Genomic DNA, 17,947 nt, shown 5'->3' on the forward strand with positions numbered 1-17,947 from the left:
CGAGCCCGGCAAGAAACACAAGGAATGCAGCGACGTAGAGCAGCCACCGCATCGGCGGAATCAATGGTGTGACCTCAGTCGAAGCGGACATCACCGGTCAGTTCCTCGGGTGCGCCTTCGTCACCGCGGGCAGGGGGCGAGGCAGCCAGGGGGTTCTCGGCCAGGTAGGTGTGAAGCATCGAGACCACGGTGGCGCCGTCCCCGACTGCGGTAGCCACTCTTTTGATCGAACCGGCCCGCACATCGCCGATCGCGAAAATGCCGGGCATGCTGGTTTCGAGCGCCAATGGTGCCCTGTCCGGCCTGACGGACCCGGCGTCACTGACATCCCGGCTGGCGCCTGTGCGCAGAAAACCGGCCGGGTCACGCTCTACAGTGTCGGGCAGCCAGGAAGTCCGCGGCACCGAACCGATCAGCACGAACAGGCCGCCCGCTTCGATTTCCTCGCTCGGGGTTGCGTCGGCTGCTCCGGATGCGGCGACTTCGACGGCGGCAAGGAATCCGTCCCGGTCGCGAGCCCCCACGAGCACCGTGCTATATCGGATCGCAACGTTTCGGGTCGCCTCGAGTTGGGAGATCAGGTACTCCGACATAGTGACCGCCAGGGTGGGACCGCGCACCAGCAGCGTCACGTTCTTCGCGTACTTCGCAAGGTGCAGGACCGCCTGTCCGGCCGAGTTGCCGCCGCCCACCACACAGACGTGCTTTCCGGCCATCGCCGGCGCCTCGGAGACAGTGGCTCCATAGAAGACACCTCTGCCGACCAGATCCTCTAGCGGAGTTATGCCGAGGCGACGGTAGTCAACGCCGGTGGCCACCACCACTGCGCGGCACCGCACGACACTGCCATCGGAAATCGACACGGTGTACAAGGCTCCGTCCGTGCCGAGCCCCTCCACCTTTCTGAGGAACAGGAAGTCCGTGCCCAAGGTCCAGGCCTGGTGAAATGAGCGGTAGGCCAGGTGGGCGCCGCTCACACCGCGGGAGAAACCGGGGTAGTTGCGGATCAACGAGCTGGTGCCTGCCTGGCCGCCCACAGCCTCTCCTTCCACCACCATGGTGGAGAGGCCCTCGGAGGAGGCGTACACGGCGGTCGCGAGACCGGACGGACCGGCTCCCACGACCGCCACATCGAAGATCTTGTCCGCCGGCGGCGGTCGCGTCACCCCCATCGCTTCGGCGATCTCCAGGTCACTGGGGTTCTCGAGGACAACTGGTGGAGCGGTGAACTCCAGCACCATGACCGGCAGCACGGGGTTGCGAAGACCCAAGCTCTCCAGCGTCCGTTCTGCCGTATCGGACCCGACAGGGTGGAAGCCCACCGGGATGTGGTTCCGGCTCAAGGAGTCGCGCAATGCGTGAGTCCTTTCGTCGCCTACCTCCCCGATCAGCCGGACCGCCTCGAACCCGACCCCCTGGGCCAGATGCCAGTCATCGAGGGCATCGGTAATCGCCCCATGGAATTCTTCATCGCGCAATCGTTCGGGACGTATGATCACCAGTTCGGCGTACCCCCGTGCGATCGCCCGGAATACAGTGGGGGCGCTGGCAAAGTCACCCCAGGTCACCACAACACCACGCTTGGCTGCCGGGTGAAAGCCATAGGCACGCCGCGGGAAATCGAGTCCACCGCGGTCATCCGGTCCGTAGCACCCGAGTATGAGGGCGACCTGGCGGTTCCAGCGCCGGAGCCCCTCAAGCACCGCCCGCCCGTGGGCGTGGTCGGCGCAGGCCACCACCTCGTAGTCGGCACCGTAGCGTCGACGCAACTCATCTCCAAGAATGCGCCGAGAGGTCGGGTCTGTGGTAGCAATCAGCAGGATCGGGACCGAGTGATCCATGGCCGCCGTCTTTCCGGTTCAATGGTTCGGTGGCGCTCACAATACTCGCGCTGGGACATCGGGGACAAGGGCACGGAGATTCTGCCAGAATGGCTCCCGACGGCGGGCACGCGGGATGACTTGAGCGGAACCGGAGCGATGGAAAGGGAGGACCCCATGGAGGATCGCCCTGTTCCGGGAATCAGCCTCGCCGCCACACCGAGTGGAACAGGGTGTGTGGAGTGCCTCAGCGGTGACGGCCCGGGATGGTGGCTACATCTTCGCCGCTGCGCCCAATGCGGACACATCGGATGCTGCGATTCATCACCCTCACAGCATGCCAGTGCCCACGCGCGCACCGTTGGTCACCCCGTCGTGAGGTCCTTTGAACCTGGGGAGGACTGGTTCTACGAGCACACCACGAAGAAGTTTTTCCGCGGCCCGCGGCTTCCGGATCCTCAGTCCAGACCACCGGAGCAGCCGGCACCTGCGCCGGCAGAAAAGGTACCGGCTGACTGGCAAGAGCACCTACACCGGTAGCCGTCGACCGGGCATCAACCGTGCTGTCGCCAGGGTTCAGCGAAGGATGCTGGTTAGGCTGGGTGGATGGCAACAGTTATCCTCGTGCGGCATGGCCGCACCACGGCCAATGCCGCCGGGCTGCTGGCGGGTCGGGCGGCGGGCGTCAGTTTGGACCAGCTCGGGCGCGAGCAGGCAGCTTTGACCGGGAACCGGCTCGCGGTCGTGCACCTGGCTGGGGTGGTATCGAGCCCCCTCGAGCGCTGTCAGGAAACCGCCCGGCTCATTCTCGATCGCCAGGCTGGTAATCCTTTTGCGCCGACCGAACCAGATCTCACCGAGTGCGATTACGGCCAGTGGCAGGGCCGCATGCTCAATGAGCTCGCCACCGAAGACCTGTGGGCTGCTGTGCAGTCGCAGCCTTCCACAGTCGTTTTCCCCGGCGGTGAATCCATGGCGGCGATGCAGGCTCGGTCGGTAGCGGCAATCAGGCGCTACGATGCAGCGTTCGAAGCCGAGGACGGGCCGGGAGCGGTGTGGGTGGCAGTGACTCACGGCGACATCATCAAATCAATCCTCGCCGACGCGCTCGGTATGCACCTCGATCTGTTTCAGCGCATCAACGTTGGCCCTGCCTCCGTTTCGATCGTCCACTATGGTGCTGTTCGGCCGACCGTCTATGCGACGAACACCGACGCGGGCGATCTGTCCTGGCTGTCGAAGGGCATCAACTCCGGCGATGCGCAGGTCGGCGGCGGCGCAGGGCAGAAGGCGCAGTAAACCTCATGTGCCTAAAATACTGACATGCCCACACTTGTTCATGAGTTTGCCTGGCCTGACCGGGTCGTCATCGGCACCATCGGCGTTCCGGGGTCGCGCACGTTCTACCTGCAGGTTCGCGCAGGTAAGCAAATCGTGAGCATCGCACTGGAGAAGCAGCAGTCGGCTCAGCTCGCCGAGAAGATTGACGAAATCCTCGATCAGCTCATCACCGTCGAAGGCAACCCCTTCAGTGTTCCCACAGGAACTCCCATCGAACTCGTCGACAATGACCAGCTCGAGGCGGTCACGGAGCAATTTCGAACCGGGGCCATGACCTTAGGTTGGGACCCGACGACCGCGCAGGTGGTCATAGAGGCATACCCAATCACCGAAGTCGATGCTGATGACGTCGAATCACTGGCGGAGGACGGCGCTGACGTGACCGAAATGCTGCTGGTGCGGATGCCGGTTGGCACCGCCCGCGCGTTCGCTAAGCGCACGCGTGAGGTAGTGGGCGCCGGGCGTCCCGCGTGCCCGCTCTGCGGTTACCCCGTGGACGCCGACGGGCACGTCTGCACCGTGCCCGGGGTCTGATGCCGGCGTCCGACCTGTTTACGGCCGAGCTGACGCTCACTGGGCGCATTGCAACGGCGTCGAACGCCACCTTCCTGGGCAGCATCGGGGACACTGCAGTCGTCTATAAGCCGATAGCCGGGGAGAAACCGCTGTGGGATTTTCCCGACGGCTGCCTTGCCCACCGGGAGGTTGCCGCCTACCTGGTTTCGGAGGTCCTCGGCTGGAATGTGGTGCCGCGCACCTGGCTGCGCGATGGTCCGTTCGGCGATGGGATGGTGCAGCTGTGGCAGGAGACAGACCCCGACCAGAACGCGGTGGACCTCGTTGCGTCGGACGACGTACCGGAGACCGGCTGGAAACATGTCCTCGAGGGTCAGGATGAGAACGGACGGATGGTCGCCCTCATACACGAGGACTCTCCGGCGCTCAGACGCATGGCGGTGTTCGACGTCGTCGTGAACAACGCCGACCGTAAAGGCGATCACATCCTTGCCATCACGGACGGACACCGGCACGGTGTGGACCACGGGCTTACCTTTCACCGTGACCACAAGCTGCGCACGGTGCTGTGGGGGTGGCTGGGAGACGCTCTGACCGTCGAGGAACTTGCCGGCATCGATCGTGTCATCGAAGGACTGCACGGTGGGCTGGGCCGAAACCTGGCGGACCTGCTCAGCGCCGACGAAATCGCTTCGCTCACTGCACGCTGCACACGGTTGCGGTCGGCAAGGCAGTTTCCGGCTCCGAGTGGTGAGATGCCCGCGGTGCCCTGGCCGCTGTTCTAAGGCTGATTCCAACCTCACTTATTCCGTCCGGCAACGCCAGAATGATGCGGCAACAGCCCCGTACAAACTACGTACGGGGCTGTTGAGTTAAGGATGCGGCGAAGCCACAGTCTCAGGGGGCGCCGGGGCCGACGACGACGTCTAGAAGTCCCAGTCCTCATCCTCAGTGTTAACGGCCTTGCCGATCACGTACGAGGAACCTGACCCAGAGAAGAAGTCATGGTTCTCGTCAGCGTTCGGTGACAGTGCCGAGAGGATGGCCGGGTTCACGTCGGTGACGGAAGCCGGGAACATTGCCTCGTAGCCCAGGTTCATCAGCGCCTTGTTGGCGTTGTAGTGCAGGAACTTCTTGACGTCCTCGGCCAGGCCAACGGAATCGTAGAGGTCGTGCGTGTACTGGACTTCGTTCTCGTAGAGCTCGAACAGCAGCTCGAACGTGTAGTCCTTAATCTCCTGCTTGCGCTCCTCGGAGAGACCCTCAAGGCCCTTCTGGAACTTGTAGCCGATGTAGTAGCCGTGGACGGCCTCGTCGCGGATGATCAGGCGGATCAGGTCGGCCGTGTTCGTCAGCTTGGCCCGTGAGGACCAGTACATGGGCAGGTAGAAGCCCGAGTAGAACAGGAAGGACTCCAGCAGCGTGGAGGCCACCTTGCGCTTGAGGGGGTCGTCGCCCTGGTAGTAGTCCATAACAATCTGGGCCTTCTTCTGAAGGTTCTGATTCTCGGTGGACCAGCGGAATGCCTCGTCGATCTCCTTGGTGGAGGCCAGCGTTGAGAAGATCGAGGAGTAGCTCTTGGCATGCACGGACTCCATGAACGCGATGTTCGTGTAAACGGCTTCCTCGTGCGGGGTGAGCGCGTCCGGGATCAGCGATACGGCGCCAACGGTGCCCTGGATGGTGTCCAGCAGGGTCAAGCCTGTGAACACTCGCATGGTGAGCTGCTGCTCGTCCGGAGTCAGCGTGGCCCACGACTGCACGTCGTTGGAGAGCGGGATCTTCTCGGGCAGCCAGAAGTTGTTGACCAGACGGTTCCAGACGTCTACGTCCTTATCGTCCTGGATGCGGTTCCAGTTGATCGCTTCGACGTGGCTAAGCAGCTTGACCTTCTCGGTCATGTCATCCCCTAAAAGTTGGGTTGTTCTTTGAAGTTAAGCGTACGACGGCGGGCGGGCGCCCGCCGTCGTACTGTCCAGATTTAGTTGAAGATTAAAGCATGCAGCTGACGCAGCCGTCCACCTCAGTCCCTTCCAGCGCGAGCTGGCGGAGACGGATGTAGTAGATGGTCTTGATGCCCTTCTTCCAGGCGTAGATCTGGGCCCGGTTGATGTCGCGCGTGGTGGCGGTGTCCTTGAAGAACAGCGTCAGGGACAGGCCCTGGTCCACGTGCTGGGTTGCAGCGGCGTAGGTGTCGATGACCTTCTCGTAACCGAGCTCGTACGCATCCTGGTAGTACTCCAGGTTGTCGTTGGTCAGGTACGGAGCCGGGTAGTACACGCGGCCCAGCTTGCCTTCCTTGCGGATCTCGATCTTGGACGCCACCGGGTGGATCGAGGAGGTGGAGTTGTTGATGTACGAGATCGAGCCCGTCGGCGGGACGGCCTGCAGGTTCTGGTTGTAGATGCCGTGCTCCATGACGGAAGCCTTCAGCTCGCGCCAGTCATCCTGCGTGGGGATGTGGATGTTCTTGAACAGCTCCGCAACCTTCTCGGTCTGCGGCACCCATTCCTGCTCCGTGTACTTGTCGAAGAACTCGCCCGAGGCGTACTTGGACTTCTCGAAGCCGCCGAAGGTCTGGCCGGTCTGGATGGCCAGCAGGTTGGAGGCGCGGACCGCGTGGAACACCACCGAGTAGAAGTAGATGTTGGTGAAGTCCAGGCCCTCTTCGGAGCCGTAGTGGACCCGCTCGCGGGCCAGGTACCCGTGCAGGTTCATCTGGCCCAGGCCGATGGCGTGGCTCTGGTCGTTGCCGCGGGCGATGGACGGCACCGAGGTGATGTTGGACATGTCCGACACCGCCGAGAGCGAGCGGATGGCCGTCTCAATGGTCAGGCCGAAGTCCGGGCTGTCCATGGTCTTGGCGATGTTCAGCGAGCCCAGGTTGCAGGAAATGTCCTTGCCGGTCTCGTCGTAGGACAGGTCATCGTGGTACGTGGTGGGCTGGGAAACCTGGAGGATTTCGGAGCACAGGTTGGACATGATGATCTTGCCGTCGATCGGGTTGGCCCGGTTCACGGTGTCCTCGAACATGATGTACGGGTAGCCGGATTCGAACTGGATCTCGGCGAGGGTCTGGAAGAACTCGCGCGCCTTGATCTTGGTCTTCTTGATCCGGGAATCGTCCACCATCTCGTAGTACTTCTCGGTGACCGAGACGTCGGAGAACGGCATGCCGTAGACGCGTTCGACGTCGTACGGCGAGAACAGGTACATGTCCTCGTCCTTCTTGGCCAGCTCGAACGTGATGTCCGGGATGACAACACCCAGCGAGAGGGTCTTGATGCGGATTTTCTCGTCCGCGTTCTCGCGCTTGGTGTCCAGGAAGCGGTAGATGTCCGGGTGGTGTGCGTGCAGGTACACCGCGCCGGCACCCTGGCGGGCACCGAGCTGGTTGGCGTAGGAGAAGCTGTCCTCGAGGAGCTTCATCACGGGGATGACGCCGGAGGACTGGTTCTCGATCTGCTTGATCGGGGCGCCGACTTCGCGGATGTTGGTCAGCGCGAACGCCACGCCGCCGCCGCGCTTGGACAGCTGCAGTGCGGAGTTGATGGAACGGCCGATCGACTCCATGTTGTCTTCGATGCGGAGCAGGAAGCAGGAGACCAGTTCGCCGCGCTGGCGCTTGCCGGCGTTCAGGAACGTGGGGGTGGCCGGCTGGAAGCGGCCTTCGATGATCTCGTCCACCATCTGCAGGGCGAGCTGCTCGTCGCCGCGGGCCAGGTGCAGCGCAACCATGCAGACGCGGTCCTCGTAGCGCTCCAGGAAACGCTTGCCGTCGAAGGTCTTCAGCGTGTAGGACGTGTAGAACTTGAACGCGCCCAGGAACGTCTCGAAGCGGAACTTCTTTTTGTACGCGCGGTTGAAGAGCTCGCGGATGAAGTTCATCGTGTACTGGTCGAGGGTTTCGCGCTCGTAGTACTGGTTCTTCACCAGGTAGTCGAGCTTCTCTTCCAGGTCGTGGAAGAACACGGTGTTGTTGTTCACATGCTGCAGGAAGTACTGGTGCGCAGCCTCGCGGTCAGCCTCGAACTGGATCTCTCCGTTGGGGCCGTACAGGTTCAGCATCGCATTGAGCTCGTGGTAGCCCAGGCCCTTGTAGGCGGCCGGCATCTCGGGCTTTTCGACGGCGGCACTCCGCTTTTCAGCGACGGCGGTGCCCTGGCCTTCGGCCCTGGTTACTTCTGTATCTGCGACAGTCGTGTCCAAAACGTGTCCAATCCATTGTTGACGCGGGCAACGTCGTCTGGCGTGCCCATAAGTTCGAAGCGGTAAAGCCTGGGGACCTTGCATTTGGCGGAGATGATGTCCGCGGCCATGCAGTAGTTGTCCCCGAAGTTTGTGTTGCCTGCACCGATGACGCCGCGGATCAGTTTCCTGTTCTGCGGGTTGTTCAGAAAGCGGATGACCTGTTTGGGCACCGATCCTTCGCCGCCGGTGCCGCCGTACGTCGGCAGCACCAGCACAAACGGCCTGGTGGCGAGAAGGGGTGCGTCCTTCGGGTAAAGCGGGATCCGGGCCAGCTCGCGGCCGAGCTTCGCAACGAAGCGGCTGGTGTTCTCGGAGGTGGAGGAAAAATAGATCAGCTGGCTCTGCGTGGTGACCGGCTCCGGCGGAACTGCCTGAGCCTCACCGGCGCCATCCCGGCCGGCGCGCTGAGCCGCGTCAACGGGATTGTCGGTTTCACCAGTCGCTGTGAAGGAAGCCCCGGCTGTTGCCAGTGCCACGGGAGTCACCTCAGCTGCATCGAAGGTTGCCTGACGGCAGGAAAAATGAGGCCCTAGGCCACGGAGGAAACAGCGGAGAGTGCCAGTTCCTCGATCTTGTCCGGGCGGAATCCTGACCAGTGGTCCTGGTCGGTGACCACAACGGGAGCCTGCATGTAGCCCAGTGCCTTCAGGCGCTCGAGGGCCTCGGCGTCCTGGGAGATGTCCACGCTCTGGTAGGTGATGCCCTTCTTATCCAGTGCACGGTACGTTGCGTTGCACTGAACACAAGCCGGCTTTGTGTAAACCGTAACGGTCATGGTCCCTGTCCCCTTTGTCGAAATATCGCTCTTCTTAGGCGGGCCGTTCCGAACTGGAATCCATGTCCGTTACTGCCCTGGCCTGCATGCCGCTTCCGCGGCCCGTCTACAGTTTGATGTCCTGCGCTGGTGTCCCGCTCAAGCTGTATGTAGATACTACATGTAGTGCAGAGGGCTCCCTGGAACCCCAAGATGATGTATTACAAGTATGTCATTTAATGCACTTTTAATCCACAGGCAGGCCCCCGCAAAATGTCCGGAAATCCGCTGATTTCGGGGACGAAATCCACACCCTGTGGAGTACTTAGCCACAATTAACCGTCAGCGTGTCGCTCCGTGGACGGCGTGTCGCGCCTGGCGCCGGGCCCCCTACATGTTGTGTCCGGCACACAAAAAGGGGCCCCGAAGTGATCTTCGGAACCCCTTAAGGTGACCAAGCCCACGGACATTTGGGCAGGGTCGCGTGAATACCGGAAATTACAGCTGTGCCTCCCGGCGGTCCAGCACAATCTGCTGCACGTCCAGGTAGCCCGACTGGAAACCTGCCCGCGAGTAGCAGAGGTAGAAGAGCCACATGCGCTGGAACACGGAGTCGAAGCCCAGTTCGCCCACTTCAGGCGATCGGGCCAAAAACCGCTCCTCCCAGAGCCGCAGGGTCGCCGCGTAGTGATCGCCCATGCCCATGCGTTCCCGGACACGGAGCGTGGTGTGCTGCTGCGTCACGCCCTCGATGGCGCGTACCGACGGCAGGAACCCACCAGGGAAGATGTACTTGTGGACCCAGGTGTACGCATTGCGGGTGGCGAGCATGCGCCCGTGCGGCATGGTGATGGCCTGGATGGCCACCTTTCCGCCGGGTGCAAGGACACGGTCAATCGTCTGGAAGTAGATCGGCCAGTACTCATAGCCCACGGCCTCGACCATCTCAACGGACACAACGGCGTCGAACTCGCCCTCCACGGCCCGGTAGTCCTGCAGGGCCACCGTCACCCGGTCCGCGTAGCCTGCGGCGGCGATCCGCTCCTGGGCCAGCGCCTGCTGCTCGCTGGAGAGGGTGACGCTGTACACGGTGGCGCCGCGCGCCGCAGCCCGCAGCGCCAACTCGCCCCAGCCCGTGCCGATTTCCAGCACACGGGTTCCGTCGGTCACGCCGGCCTTGTCCAGCAGCCGGTCGATCTTGGCCTGCTGGGCCTCCGCCAGTGCTTCCCATGGCACGGAGGTCAGGGCTCCGGCGTCCGCGGGGAACAGCGCCGACGAGTAGCTCATGGTGGTGTCCAGGAAGTTCGAGAACAGCTCGTTGGAGAGGTCGTAGTGCCGCGAGATGTTGCTGCGGGTGTTCTGCTCGTCGTTGCGCTCCTGCCGCGGCGTCCGTGGCAGGTAGAGGGTCCGGAGCTTCTGCAAAGGCGTGGGGATCAGCGTGTCCACGGATGCCGCGAAGACCTCAAGCACACCCGCAAGGTCAGAGGCCTCCCAGTCCCCGGCCATAAACGACTCGCCCAGGCCGATCAGGCCGTTATCCCCGATCCGCGCCTCGAACGCTTCGGGCCTGGCCATGGTCATGACGGGAGCTTCCGGGCCGCCGGTGCCAAGGACCGAACCGTCCGGGTAGGACACCCGCAGTGGCAGCCGGCGGACAGCCGCCTTGAACAGCTGTCCCGCGGCCTTGCCCGCCACCAGCGCCTTGGTGCCCGACGGCGGCTGGGCAACACCGGGCCAGACGTCAGGATCGATGGTGGCCGGGGCTGCCGGTACCCCGGCTCCGTTCCAGTCCGTCACCGGGTGCCGGGTGGCTGGCTTCGCAGTGGCAACCTCCGCGGCTGCAGCTGTTCCGTTCTCATCGGTCATTGTCATTGAACTGCCTCCTGTGAGGGGTGATGTGGCTTTTTGACGACGGGCAGGCGTTTTGCCCAGAGTTTAACGCCCTGGATTCTGATCAGGGCGGATACCAGCAGCGGCGCGGCCGGGACGGCCAGTGCCGCTGCGAGGATGTTTTTGATGGTGGCCGGATGCCGTTCACCATCCATGGTGGCGATGAACGGCCGGTGTCCGTCCCGCTCCAGCACGATCGAGACGGCCAGCCGGTCGCCCGGTGCGGGCAGCTTCATCCGGTACTGCCCGTCAAGGTCGTTGAAAGGTGAAACGTAGAAGGCCTTGGGCACGCTGGCCCGGCCTGAGGGATCGGTCTCCAGAACGTAGCAGTGACGTTCGCCGTAGGTGTTGTGGACTTCGGCGATGACGCACTGCAGGTCCCCGGACTGCCGGTAGCACCAGAAGAGCGTGAGGGGGTTGAAGACGTGACCGAACACCCGGGCGCTGGTCAGCATCCGGATGGCCCCGCCGTCGGGCTCCATTCCCCGGGTCCGCAGGAACCGCTCAACATTGGCGCGGATGGTTGCCTCCGGGTCGCCCAGGTGGTCGCCGGCACGGAACACCGCCAGCGGCCGCATCAGCAGCGGCAGGCGCGGCAGCCGGTCGACGTCAACGAACCAGCTGTAGCTGCGGTACGTGAAGGCGTTCTTCAACGGGGTCTGCCGCACATGGGAGATCGAGGTGCGGTAGATGGCTGCAGTGGAAGTCATGCGCCCTCCGCAGCCGCCAGCAGTTCGGGCTCCCCCGCCGTCCCGGGCACAGCCCAGGTCCGGCCCAGGCTGGCGGCGGCGCGCACGCCGGACAGTGCACCGTCCTCGTGGAAACCCCAGCCCAGGTAGGCTCCGGCGAACGCCACGCGGTGGTCGCTGAGGGCGGCGATGCGCTGCTGTGCCTGCAGCGAATCGGGGGTGTACTGGGGATGCTCGTAGACCATCCGTTCCAGTACCTGGTCATCGGCGATGAGTTCGGACTCCCCCAGGCTGACCAGGTAGGGCCGGCCGTCTGCAGGTTCAAGCCGCTGGAGCCGGGTGAGGTCGTAGCTGACCAGGACCTTGTCCGGACGGGCGTCGCAACCGGGGAGCCGGTAGTTCCAGGACGCTTTGGCGTTGGCCGCGGCGGGAAGGACCGCCGGGTCGCGGTGGAAGACAGTGTGGTTGACGGAGTAGGGCATGCCGCCCAGCGCCGCCTTCTCGTCCGGGGTGGCGTCAGCGAGGAAGCCGAGGGCCTGTGCCGGGTGCGTGGCTATCACCACGGCGTCGAAGTTTTCCACGCCGTTCGCTGTGGCGACCTCCACGCCGTTGGCGTGACGGCGGACAGCTGTCACCGGAGTGCCAAGCCGGATGTCCGGCAATGTTGCGGCGAGCTTTTCGACGTACCTCTCCGAACCGCCTGTGACCGTGCGCCACTGGGGCGATCCTTTGACGCCCAGCATGCCGTGGTGCCCCAGGAAGGTAAACAGGTACCGGGCCGGGTAGGACAGCGCTGTGGTGGGGTCGCAGGACCAGACGGCGCTGACCACGGGGGTCATGAAGTGCGAGATGAAGTAGGGGCTGAAGCGCTCCCGTTCCAGGAACTCGCCAAGGGTCGGTTCCGGGGCGGCGGCCTGGGGGTCCGCGGACGACGCCGGCATCTCCTGGATGAGCGCCCTGGCCCGGCGGTAGAAACGCATGACTTCGACCAGCATAAGGAGGTAGCGTCCACGCAGCAGGCTCGACGGGCGGGCGATGATGCCGCGGGCACCGTCGCGCGCCCCGGCGAATTCCAGCCCGCAGCCGTCACAGCGGACGGACATGCTCATTTCGGAATCCTGCGTTTCCACGCCCAGTTCGGCGAACAGCCTCAGCAACGTGGGATACGTCCGTTCGTTATGGACGATGAAGCCGGTGTCTATCCCCAGGGCAGGGCCGTCCTGCTGGGGCACGCTGTGAGTATGCGCGTGGCCGCCCAGCCGGGTAGCCGCTTCGAAGAGTGTGACGTTGTCATGCCGGTTGAGGACATAGGCCGCCGTGAGTCCGGCCACGCCGCTGCCAATGACCGCTACGCGGCGGCTGGCGCTCCCGGCGTTGTTCCCTGCGATTGACACTGATCTGCTCCTGTTGCTCGGACTCGTTCTGCGTTTTTTGCAAACTTTCTAGGGGCAGTTCGTCACCGTTGGGCCTGCGGATGAGTGTCTTCCGAAGAATCTTTGCTGATCCCGATTCTCCAGGGCCTGCGGAGCGGGGACCGGCGCGACATACCGACGGTGTTCGTTCGTGTGCCAGAATGAAGCGGGCCGCCCAGACCCGCACACCTCGGGACGCCCGGCCCTGACCTGAAGGACAGCGTTGGTAAATCCGGTACACCTGAAGACACTCCTCGAAGTGACGCGGCTCGGCTCGTTTGCAGCGGCCGCCGCACGCCTGGGCTACACGGCATCGGCGGTGTCCCAGCAGATGTCTGCCCTTGAACGTGACACGGGCGTGGTTCTTTTCGAGCGCTCGGCCCGCAGCGTGGTGCCCACCGAAGCTGCCGTGGTGATGACCCGGCACGCCGCCAAGGTGCTGACGGACATCGAGGCGCTGATGGCCGCCGCTTCGAAAACGCAGGACAGCGCCAGCCAGGAACTGCGGCTGGGGATCTTTCCCAGCCTGGCCACTTACGTCCTGCCCCGGATCCTTAGGAACCCTGCGTGGAAGAACCTGGGAATCGATCTGCGGGTCTCCGTGGCCGAACCGTCCCAGACCATCCAGGGCCTTCGCACCGGCGGGGAGCTGGACGTGGCGCTGGTCTTCCAGGTGGGCCAGTCCGGGCTGGCCTGGCCGCACACCATCAACCGGCAGTGGATCGGGGACGACAACTTCCGCGTTGTGCTGCCTGCCGGCTGGGGGTTCCGCTCCGACGCCAAGGTCGCCGCTGACCACTTGTCCGAGATGCCATGGATCATGCACCATCCCGGAACCCCCGACGCCATGGTGATCGAGCGGCTCTTCGCGAGCTGCAACCTGCACCCGCGGGTAGTGGCCTACAGTGACGATTTCCACGCCAGCCTGGAGATGGCAGCCGGCGGACTGGGCGCCGCCCTGGTGCCTGAGCTCGCGCTGCGGCACCGGCCGGCCGGGGTGGTGGTGCTGGATGTTCCGGAGATCAGGCTGGCCCGCAACGTTTTTGCTCTCCTGATCAACGAGAAGAAAACGGCACGCGTGCAGCTGTTCGTGGACCTGCTGGCCGAAACATTCGCAGGCCTGGGGACAACAGGCAATTAGAGCCGAATGCTTGGAACGGACCGCTTGACGGGTCTATGTTGAAGATATGAACAGGGTAGCGAGCCAGCACTTTGGAGAAATCGAGCTCAACCACGGCGAGGATCACAACATCGCCGCCAAACATGAGCTTGGTGGTACCACTCTGGAACTCGACCTGAACATCAACGCGCATGACCATTTTGACGAAGCGGCCATGCACAAGGTGGACTACCGGCTCCGCTACCTCCCCGAGCTCGTTGACGAGGTCCGGGACATGATCGCCGAAGAACTGGAGCAGGAGGGCACCAGCCCGCAGGAGTATCTCCGCTTCCACTGCAACGCCCTGAAGGATGAACACCTCAAGAAGGTCTTCGGCGTCGAGGACCGCAGCGAACTGACCAATGCGGTGTTCCTCAAGGCCCTGAAACTCGGCCACGTCGGCATCTATCCCGGCCAGCCCGAGCGCTACTTCGTCCTTGATTTCACCCTGGGCTCACACTTCACTGACGAGGTCCTGGTGGTGTCCGCCGACGAGGACGGCGTGGTTGACGACGAGATCCTCTGGGAATCCTGACCCTACCGGTGGTTGAGCCTGTCGAAACCTGGATCTCGACAAGCTCGATCACCGATTCTCCTTAAAGCCCGACGGCGGCCCCTCACCGAGGTGAGGGGCCGCCGTCGTTAGCTTGGTGGTTGAGCTTGTCGCAACCCTACTTGGCTGCCTGCAGCAGGCTGGCCCGGACCGTCTTGGTGGCCTTGACCAGGTTGCGCAGGGACTCTTCGGTCTCGGCGTAGCCTCGGGTCTTCAGGCCGCAGTCCGGGTTGACCCAGAGCTGGCGGGACGGGACGTGCTTGACAGCGGTGCTGAGCAGTTCGGTGACTTCCTGCTCGCCCGGGACGCGCGGCGAGTGGATGTCGTAAACGCCCGGGCCCACGCCGCGGCCGAAGCCGTGGGACTCGAGGTCGTGGACAACCTCCATGCGTGAACGTGCGGCCTCGATGGAAGTCACGTCGGCGTCCAGTCCGTCGATGGCGTCGATGATGGCGCCGAATTCGGAGTAGCACAGGTGGGTGTGGATCTGGGTGGCGTCGGCAGCACCGGCGGTGGAGAGGCGGAACGAGTTCACGGACCAGTCCAGGTAAGCGGCCTGGTCTGCCTTGCGCAGCGGAAGCAGCTCGCGGAGGGCCGGCTCGTCCACCTGGATGACCTTGATGCCGGCGGCTTCGAGGTCGGCGATCTCGTCGCGCAGTGCCAGGCCAACCTGGTTGGCGGTCTCGCCCAGCGGCTGGTCGTCGCGGACGAAGGACCAGGCCAGGATGGTGACCGGGCCGGTGAGCATGCCCTTCATCGGCTTGTTGGTCAGGGACTGTGCGTACTTGGCCCACTCAACGGTGATGGGGGCGCTGCGGGTGACGTCGCCCCAGAGGATGGACGGACGGGTGCAGCGGGAGCCGTACGACTGGACCCAGCCGTGGACCGTGACGTCGAAGCCTTCGAGGTTCTCGGCGAAGTACTGGACCATGTCGTTGCGCTCGGGCTCGCCGTGCACCAGGACGTCGTAGCCGAGCTCTTCCTGCAGCTCCACAACGCGCTTGATCTCGTCCTTCATGAGCTGCTCGTACTGCTCGTTGGTGAGGTCGCCCTTGTTGTTGCGGGCACGGGCCGAACGGATTTCGGAGGTCTGCGGGAAGGAGCCGATGGTGGTGGTGGGCAGCGGCGGCAGGTGCAGCGCCTCTTCCTGGGCGGCTTCGCGGACCGAGTACTCGGAGCGGTTGAAGTCGGCCGGGGTCAGGGCCGCGGTGCGGGCCCGGACGTCGGCGCGCTGGACGCCTTCTGCAGCGGCGCGGTTGGCGATGATGCGGGTGGCCTCATCAATGGCCGGCTGCACGGCGGCGGCGTCGGTCAGGATACCGGCCAGGGTGACAACTTCAACGGCCTTCTGGTCGGCGAAGGCCAGCCAGCTGCGGAGCTGCTCGGACAGCTGTACCTCTTCTTCGACGTCGTGCGGGACGTGCTGGGTGGAGGTGGAGGTGCTGATGGCCAGCTTGGCCACGGACTTCTTCAGCTCGGCGATCCTGTCCGCAGAGGCCTGCAGGTCGTTGCGCCAGATGTTGTGGCCGTCCACGACGCCGGCAACCAGGGTCTTGTTGCCCAGTGCGGCAAGTGCTGCTGCGGAGGGGACGGCGCCCTTGAAGACGTCGATGTGCAGGGCGTCGATGTTGGTGGCTGCGAGGGTTCCGAGCTGGCCGTTCAGCGCGCCGTACGGGGTGGAGACGAACAGCTGCGGGCGGGCGGCAACTGCGGACAGGACCTCGTAGCTGCGGGCGACGGCGGCCTGGATCTCCTCGGCGGAGGTGTCCTGGTCAACCACCAGTGCCGGCTCGTCCAGCTGGACCCAGCTGGCGCCGGCAGCGGCCAGCTTCTCCAGCAGGGCGGCGTAGACCGGCAGGACGTCCTCAAGGCGGGACAGCGGGCTGAAGCCGGCGGGGGCGTCGTCGGAGGCCTTGCTCAGGAGCAGGAAGGTGACCGGACCCACGATGTACGGGCGCGTTTCCACACCGTTGGCGAGGGCGTATTCGAATTCCTCAACGATGCGGTTGGAGGTCAGCGCGAAGTTGGTCTCCGGGCCGATTTCCGGCACGAGGTAGTGGTAGTTGGTGTCGAACCACTTGGTCATTTCCAGCGGCTGCTCGTCCTTGTTGCCGCGGGCCAGGGTGAAGTAGCCGTCGATGTCGAGCTGGCCTTCGGCGTTGAGCAGGTTGCCGAAGCGGGCCGGCACGGCACCGAGGTGGGCGGCGGCGTCGAGGACCTGATCGTAGTAGGAGAAGGTGCCCGGTACGGCGGCGGCTTCGGTCAGGCCCAGGCCCTGGAGGCGCTTGGCGGTGCCCAGCTGGATCTCCTTGGCGGCGGTGTCAAGGGCGGCGGCGTCGATTTTGCCGGCCCAGTAGGCCTCAATGGCCTTCTTCAGTTCGCGGCGGCGGCCGATGCGCGGGTAGCCGAGGATCGAGGCGGACGGGAAGGGGGTGATCTGTTCAGTCATGGGAGATTCCTTCGGGTGTTGGAACTGTGCCTTTGAGGGCGCTCCAAAGGGCGCCTTGAGGGCTGGGCGGTGGTCTTGCGGTTTGTTCGGGGGTCAGCTGGCCAGCTGGCGCCGGGCGATGGCGCTGCGGCGGCTGGCGGAGCGTGAGTGGCGTGGAAGTGCCAGTTTGTCCAGCACTTCCAGCGCGCTCTGGTGTTCGTTGAAGGTGTAGAGGTGGATGCCGGGCGCGCCGGCTTCCAGTGCGGCGTTGGCGAGGTCCACCGTGGCGCGGACACCGATCCGGAGCCGTTCGGCGTCGGTGTCGGCTGCGGCGAGGCGTTCCAGGAGTTCCGGGGCCGGCTCGACGCCGGCGAGCTCCGCAAGCCGTGTGACGCGGCGCAGGCTGGTGAGCGGCATCACGCCGGGGATGATCGGGATGGTGACCCCGGCGCGGCGGGCCCGGGTGACCAGGTCTGCATACTGCTCGGGGTGGAAGAAGACCTGCGTGATGGCGAAGTCCGCGCCGGAGCGCTGCTTGGCCAGCAGCACCTCGATGTCGTGTTCCTCGCTGGGCGACTCCGGGTGCTTCGTGGGGTACGCCGCCACACCCACGGCGATCTTCCCGGCGCACAACAGGGCTGAACGCCGCTGTTCCACACGGCGGATGAGGTCGATCAGGTCCTGCGCGTAGGCCAGCGAACCTGCGGCCGGCTGCGCGCCGTCCTTGGGCTGGTCACCGCGCAGGGCCAGGATGCCTCGAACGCCGGTGTCCAGCAGTTCCCCGATGATCTCCGCCAGTTCCTGCGGGGTGTTGCCGACGCAGGTCAGGTGGGCCAGGGGCCGCAGCGTGGTTTCCTGGACCAGCCGGTGAACGAGTTCGAGGGCAGTGTCCCGGTTGGAGCCGCTGGCACCATAGGTCACGGCGACGTAGTCGGGGTCGGTGGTCTCGAGCTCACGGATGGTGTTCCACAGGGACTCGGCAGCAGCCGGCGAACGCGGCGGGAAGAGCTCATAGGAAAGCGCCACCGGCGCGGCGTCTGTGAGGTTCGGATGGTGGTCAATAAGGCTTGGTGGTGACATTTGCGTCCTTGGCTTTGAACCATCGGCGGCAACCTACGTCAGCTGTTGTGACAG

General features: G+C 64.4%; 16 protein-coding genes. 6 read left to right on the top strand and 10 right to left on the bottom strand.

The genetic code is table 11. The features are described 5' to 3' along the window. Positions 1-74: 74 nt before the first annotated feature. The gene (locus ABV518_RS20690) at positions 75-1,841 is read right to left on the bottom strand and encodes an FAD-dependent oxidoreductase (RefSeq protein WP_367770978.1); all 1,767 of its coding nucleotides are present in this window, start codon (positions 1,839-1,841) and stop codon (positions 75-77) included. A gap of 156 nt (positions 1,842-1,997) precedes the next feature. On the opposite strand from ABV518_RS20690, the gene ABV518_RS20695 reads away from it, so the two are divergent. From ABV518_RS20695 to ABV518_RS20710, 4 genes are all read left to right on the top strand, one after another. Further along, a complete protein-coding gene (locus ABV518_RS20695; protein WP_367770981.1) occupies positions 1,998-2,360 on the top strand; it encodes a UBP-type zinc finger domain-containing protein in 363 nt (120 codons plus the stop codon). A gap of 66 nt (positions 2,361-2,426) precedes the next feature. Next, positions 2,427-3,119 (top strand): MSMEG_4193 family putative phosphomutase, encoded by a 693-nt coding sequence (locus ABV518_RS20700; protein WP_367770983.1) that lies wholly within the window; start codon positions 2,427-2,429, stop codon positions 3,117-3,119. 24 nt (positions 3,120-3,143) lie between these two features. After that, on the top strand, positions 3,144-3,695 hold the full coding sequence (locus ABV518_RS20705) for a DUF3090 domain-containing protein (RefSeq protein ID WP_367770985.1): 552 nt from the start codon (positions 3,144-3,146) through the stop codon (positions 3,693-3,695). Continuing rightward, positions 3,695-4,462 carry an SCO1664 family protein gene (locus tag ABV518_RS20710; protein WP_367770988.1) on the top strand — a complete coding sequence of 256 codons (768 nt, stop codon included), beginning with the start codon at positions 3,695-3,697 and terminating at the stop codon, positions 4,460-4,462. The genes ABV518_RS20705 and ABV518_RS20710 overlap by 1 nt, the downstream gene beginning before the upstream one ends. Positions 4,463-4,603: 141 nt before the next feature. Here ABV518_RS20710 and nrdF read toward each other — a convergent pair whose 3' ends face one another. The 7 genes from nrdF to ABV518_RS20745 all read right to left on the bottom strand — a co-directional run bounded on the left by nrdF (position 4,604) and on the right by ABV518_RS20745 (position 12,655). Next, positions 4,604-5,578: a class 1b ribonucleoside-diphosphate reductase subunit beta gene (gene nrdF, locus ABV518_RS20715; protein ID WP_310163541.1), complete on the bottom strand. Its 975-nt coding sequence runs from the start codon at positions 5,576-5,578 to the stop codon at positions 4,604-4,606. Between the two features lie 91 nt (positions 5,579-5,669). Then, complete coding sequence (nrdE, locus tag ABV518_RS20720) at positions 5,670-7,790, bottom strand: class 1b ribonucleoside-diphosphate reductase subunit alpha (RefSeq protein WP_367771087.1); 2,121 nt, start codon at positions 7,788-7,790, stop codon at positions 5,670-5,672. A gap of 65 nt (positions 7,791-7,855) precedes the next feature. Further along, positions 7,856-8,263, bottom strand: coding sequence for a class Ib ribonucleoside-diphosphate reductase assembly flavoprotein NrdI (gene nrdI, locus ABV518_RS20725; protein WP_367771090.1), 408 nt, complete (start codon positions 8,261-8,263; stop codon positions 7,856-7,858). A gap of 194 nt (positions 8,264-8,457) precedes the next feature. Continuing rightward, positions 8,458-8,703, bottom strand: a complete 246-nt coding sequence (nrdH, locus tag ABV518_RS20730; RefSeq protein ID WP_013601222.1) for a glutaredoxin-like protein NrdH — start codon at positions 8,701-8,703, stop codon at positions 8,458-8,460. Positions 8,704-9,180: 477 nt separating this feature from the next. Continuing rightward, a complete protein-coding gene (locus ABV518_RS20735; RefSeq protein ID WP_367770993.1) occupies positions 9,181-10,554 on the bottom strand; it encodes a class I SAM-dependent methyltransferase in 1,374 nt (457 codons plus the stop codon). Then, complete coding sequence (locus ABV518_RS20740; protein WP_367770996.1) at positions 10,551-11,282, bottom strand: DUF1365 domain-containing protein; 732 nt, start codon at positions 11,280-11,282, stop codon at positions 10,551-10,553. Before ABV518_RS20740 ends, ABV518_RS20735 begins: the two co-directional genes overlap by 4 nt. Next, positions 11,279-12,655: an NAD(P)/FAD-dependent oxidoreductase gene (locus ABV518_RS20745; RefSeq protein WP_367771000.1), complete on the bottom strand. Its 1,377-nt coding sequence runs from the start codon at positions 12,653-12,655 to the stop codon at positions 11,279-11,281. The genes ABV518_RS20740 and ABV518_RS20745 overlap by 4 nt, the downstream gene beginning before the upstream one ends. A 241-nt stretch (positions 12,656-12,896) precedes the next feature. On the opposite strand from ABV518_RS20745, the gene ABV518_RS20750 reads away from it, so the two are divergent. Together ABV518_RS20750 and ABV518_RS20755 are read left to right on the top strand one after the other, a co-directional pair. After that, positions 12,897-13,814, top strand: a complete 918-nt coding sequence (locus ABV518_RS20750; protein ID WP_367771003.1) for a LysR family transcriptional regulator — start codon at positions 12,897-12,899, stop codon at positions 13,812-13,814. A 46-nt stretch (positions 13,815-13,860) separates the two neighbouring features. Then, positions 13,861-14,367: a DUF2004 domain-containing protein gene (locus ABV518_RS20755; RefSeq protein WP_131133166.1), complete on the top strand. Its 507-nt coding sequence runs from the start codon at positions 13,861-13,863 to the stop codon at positions 14,365-14,367. Positions 14,368-14,503: 136 nt separating this feature from the next. Here the strand turns inward: ABV518_RS20755 and metE are convergent, their stop codons facing one another. Next, a complete protein-coding gene (gene metE / locus ABV518_RS20760; protein WP_367771006.1) occupies positions 14,504-16,834 on the bottom strand; it encodes a 5-methyltetrahydropteroyltriglutamate--homocysteine S-methyltransferase in 2,331 nt (776 codons plus the stop codon). Positions 16,835-16,927: 93 nt separating this feature from the next. Then, positions 16,928-17,893 carry a methylenetetrahydrofolate reductase gene (locus ABV518_RS20765; protein WP_367771009.1) on the bottom strand — a complete coding sequence of 322 codons (966 nt, stop codon included), beginning with the start codon at positions 17,891-17,893 and terminating at the stop codon, positions 16,928-16,930. Positions 17,894-17,947: the final 54 nt, after the last annotated feature.

Source organism: Arthrobacter sp. HS15c, from assembly GCF_040812005.1.
Taxonomy (GTDB): domain Bacteria; phylum Actinomycetota; class Actinomycetes; order Actinomycetales; family Micrococcaceae; genus Arthrobacter.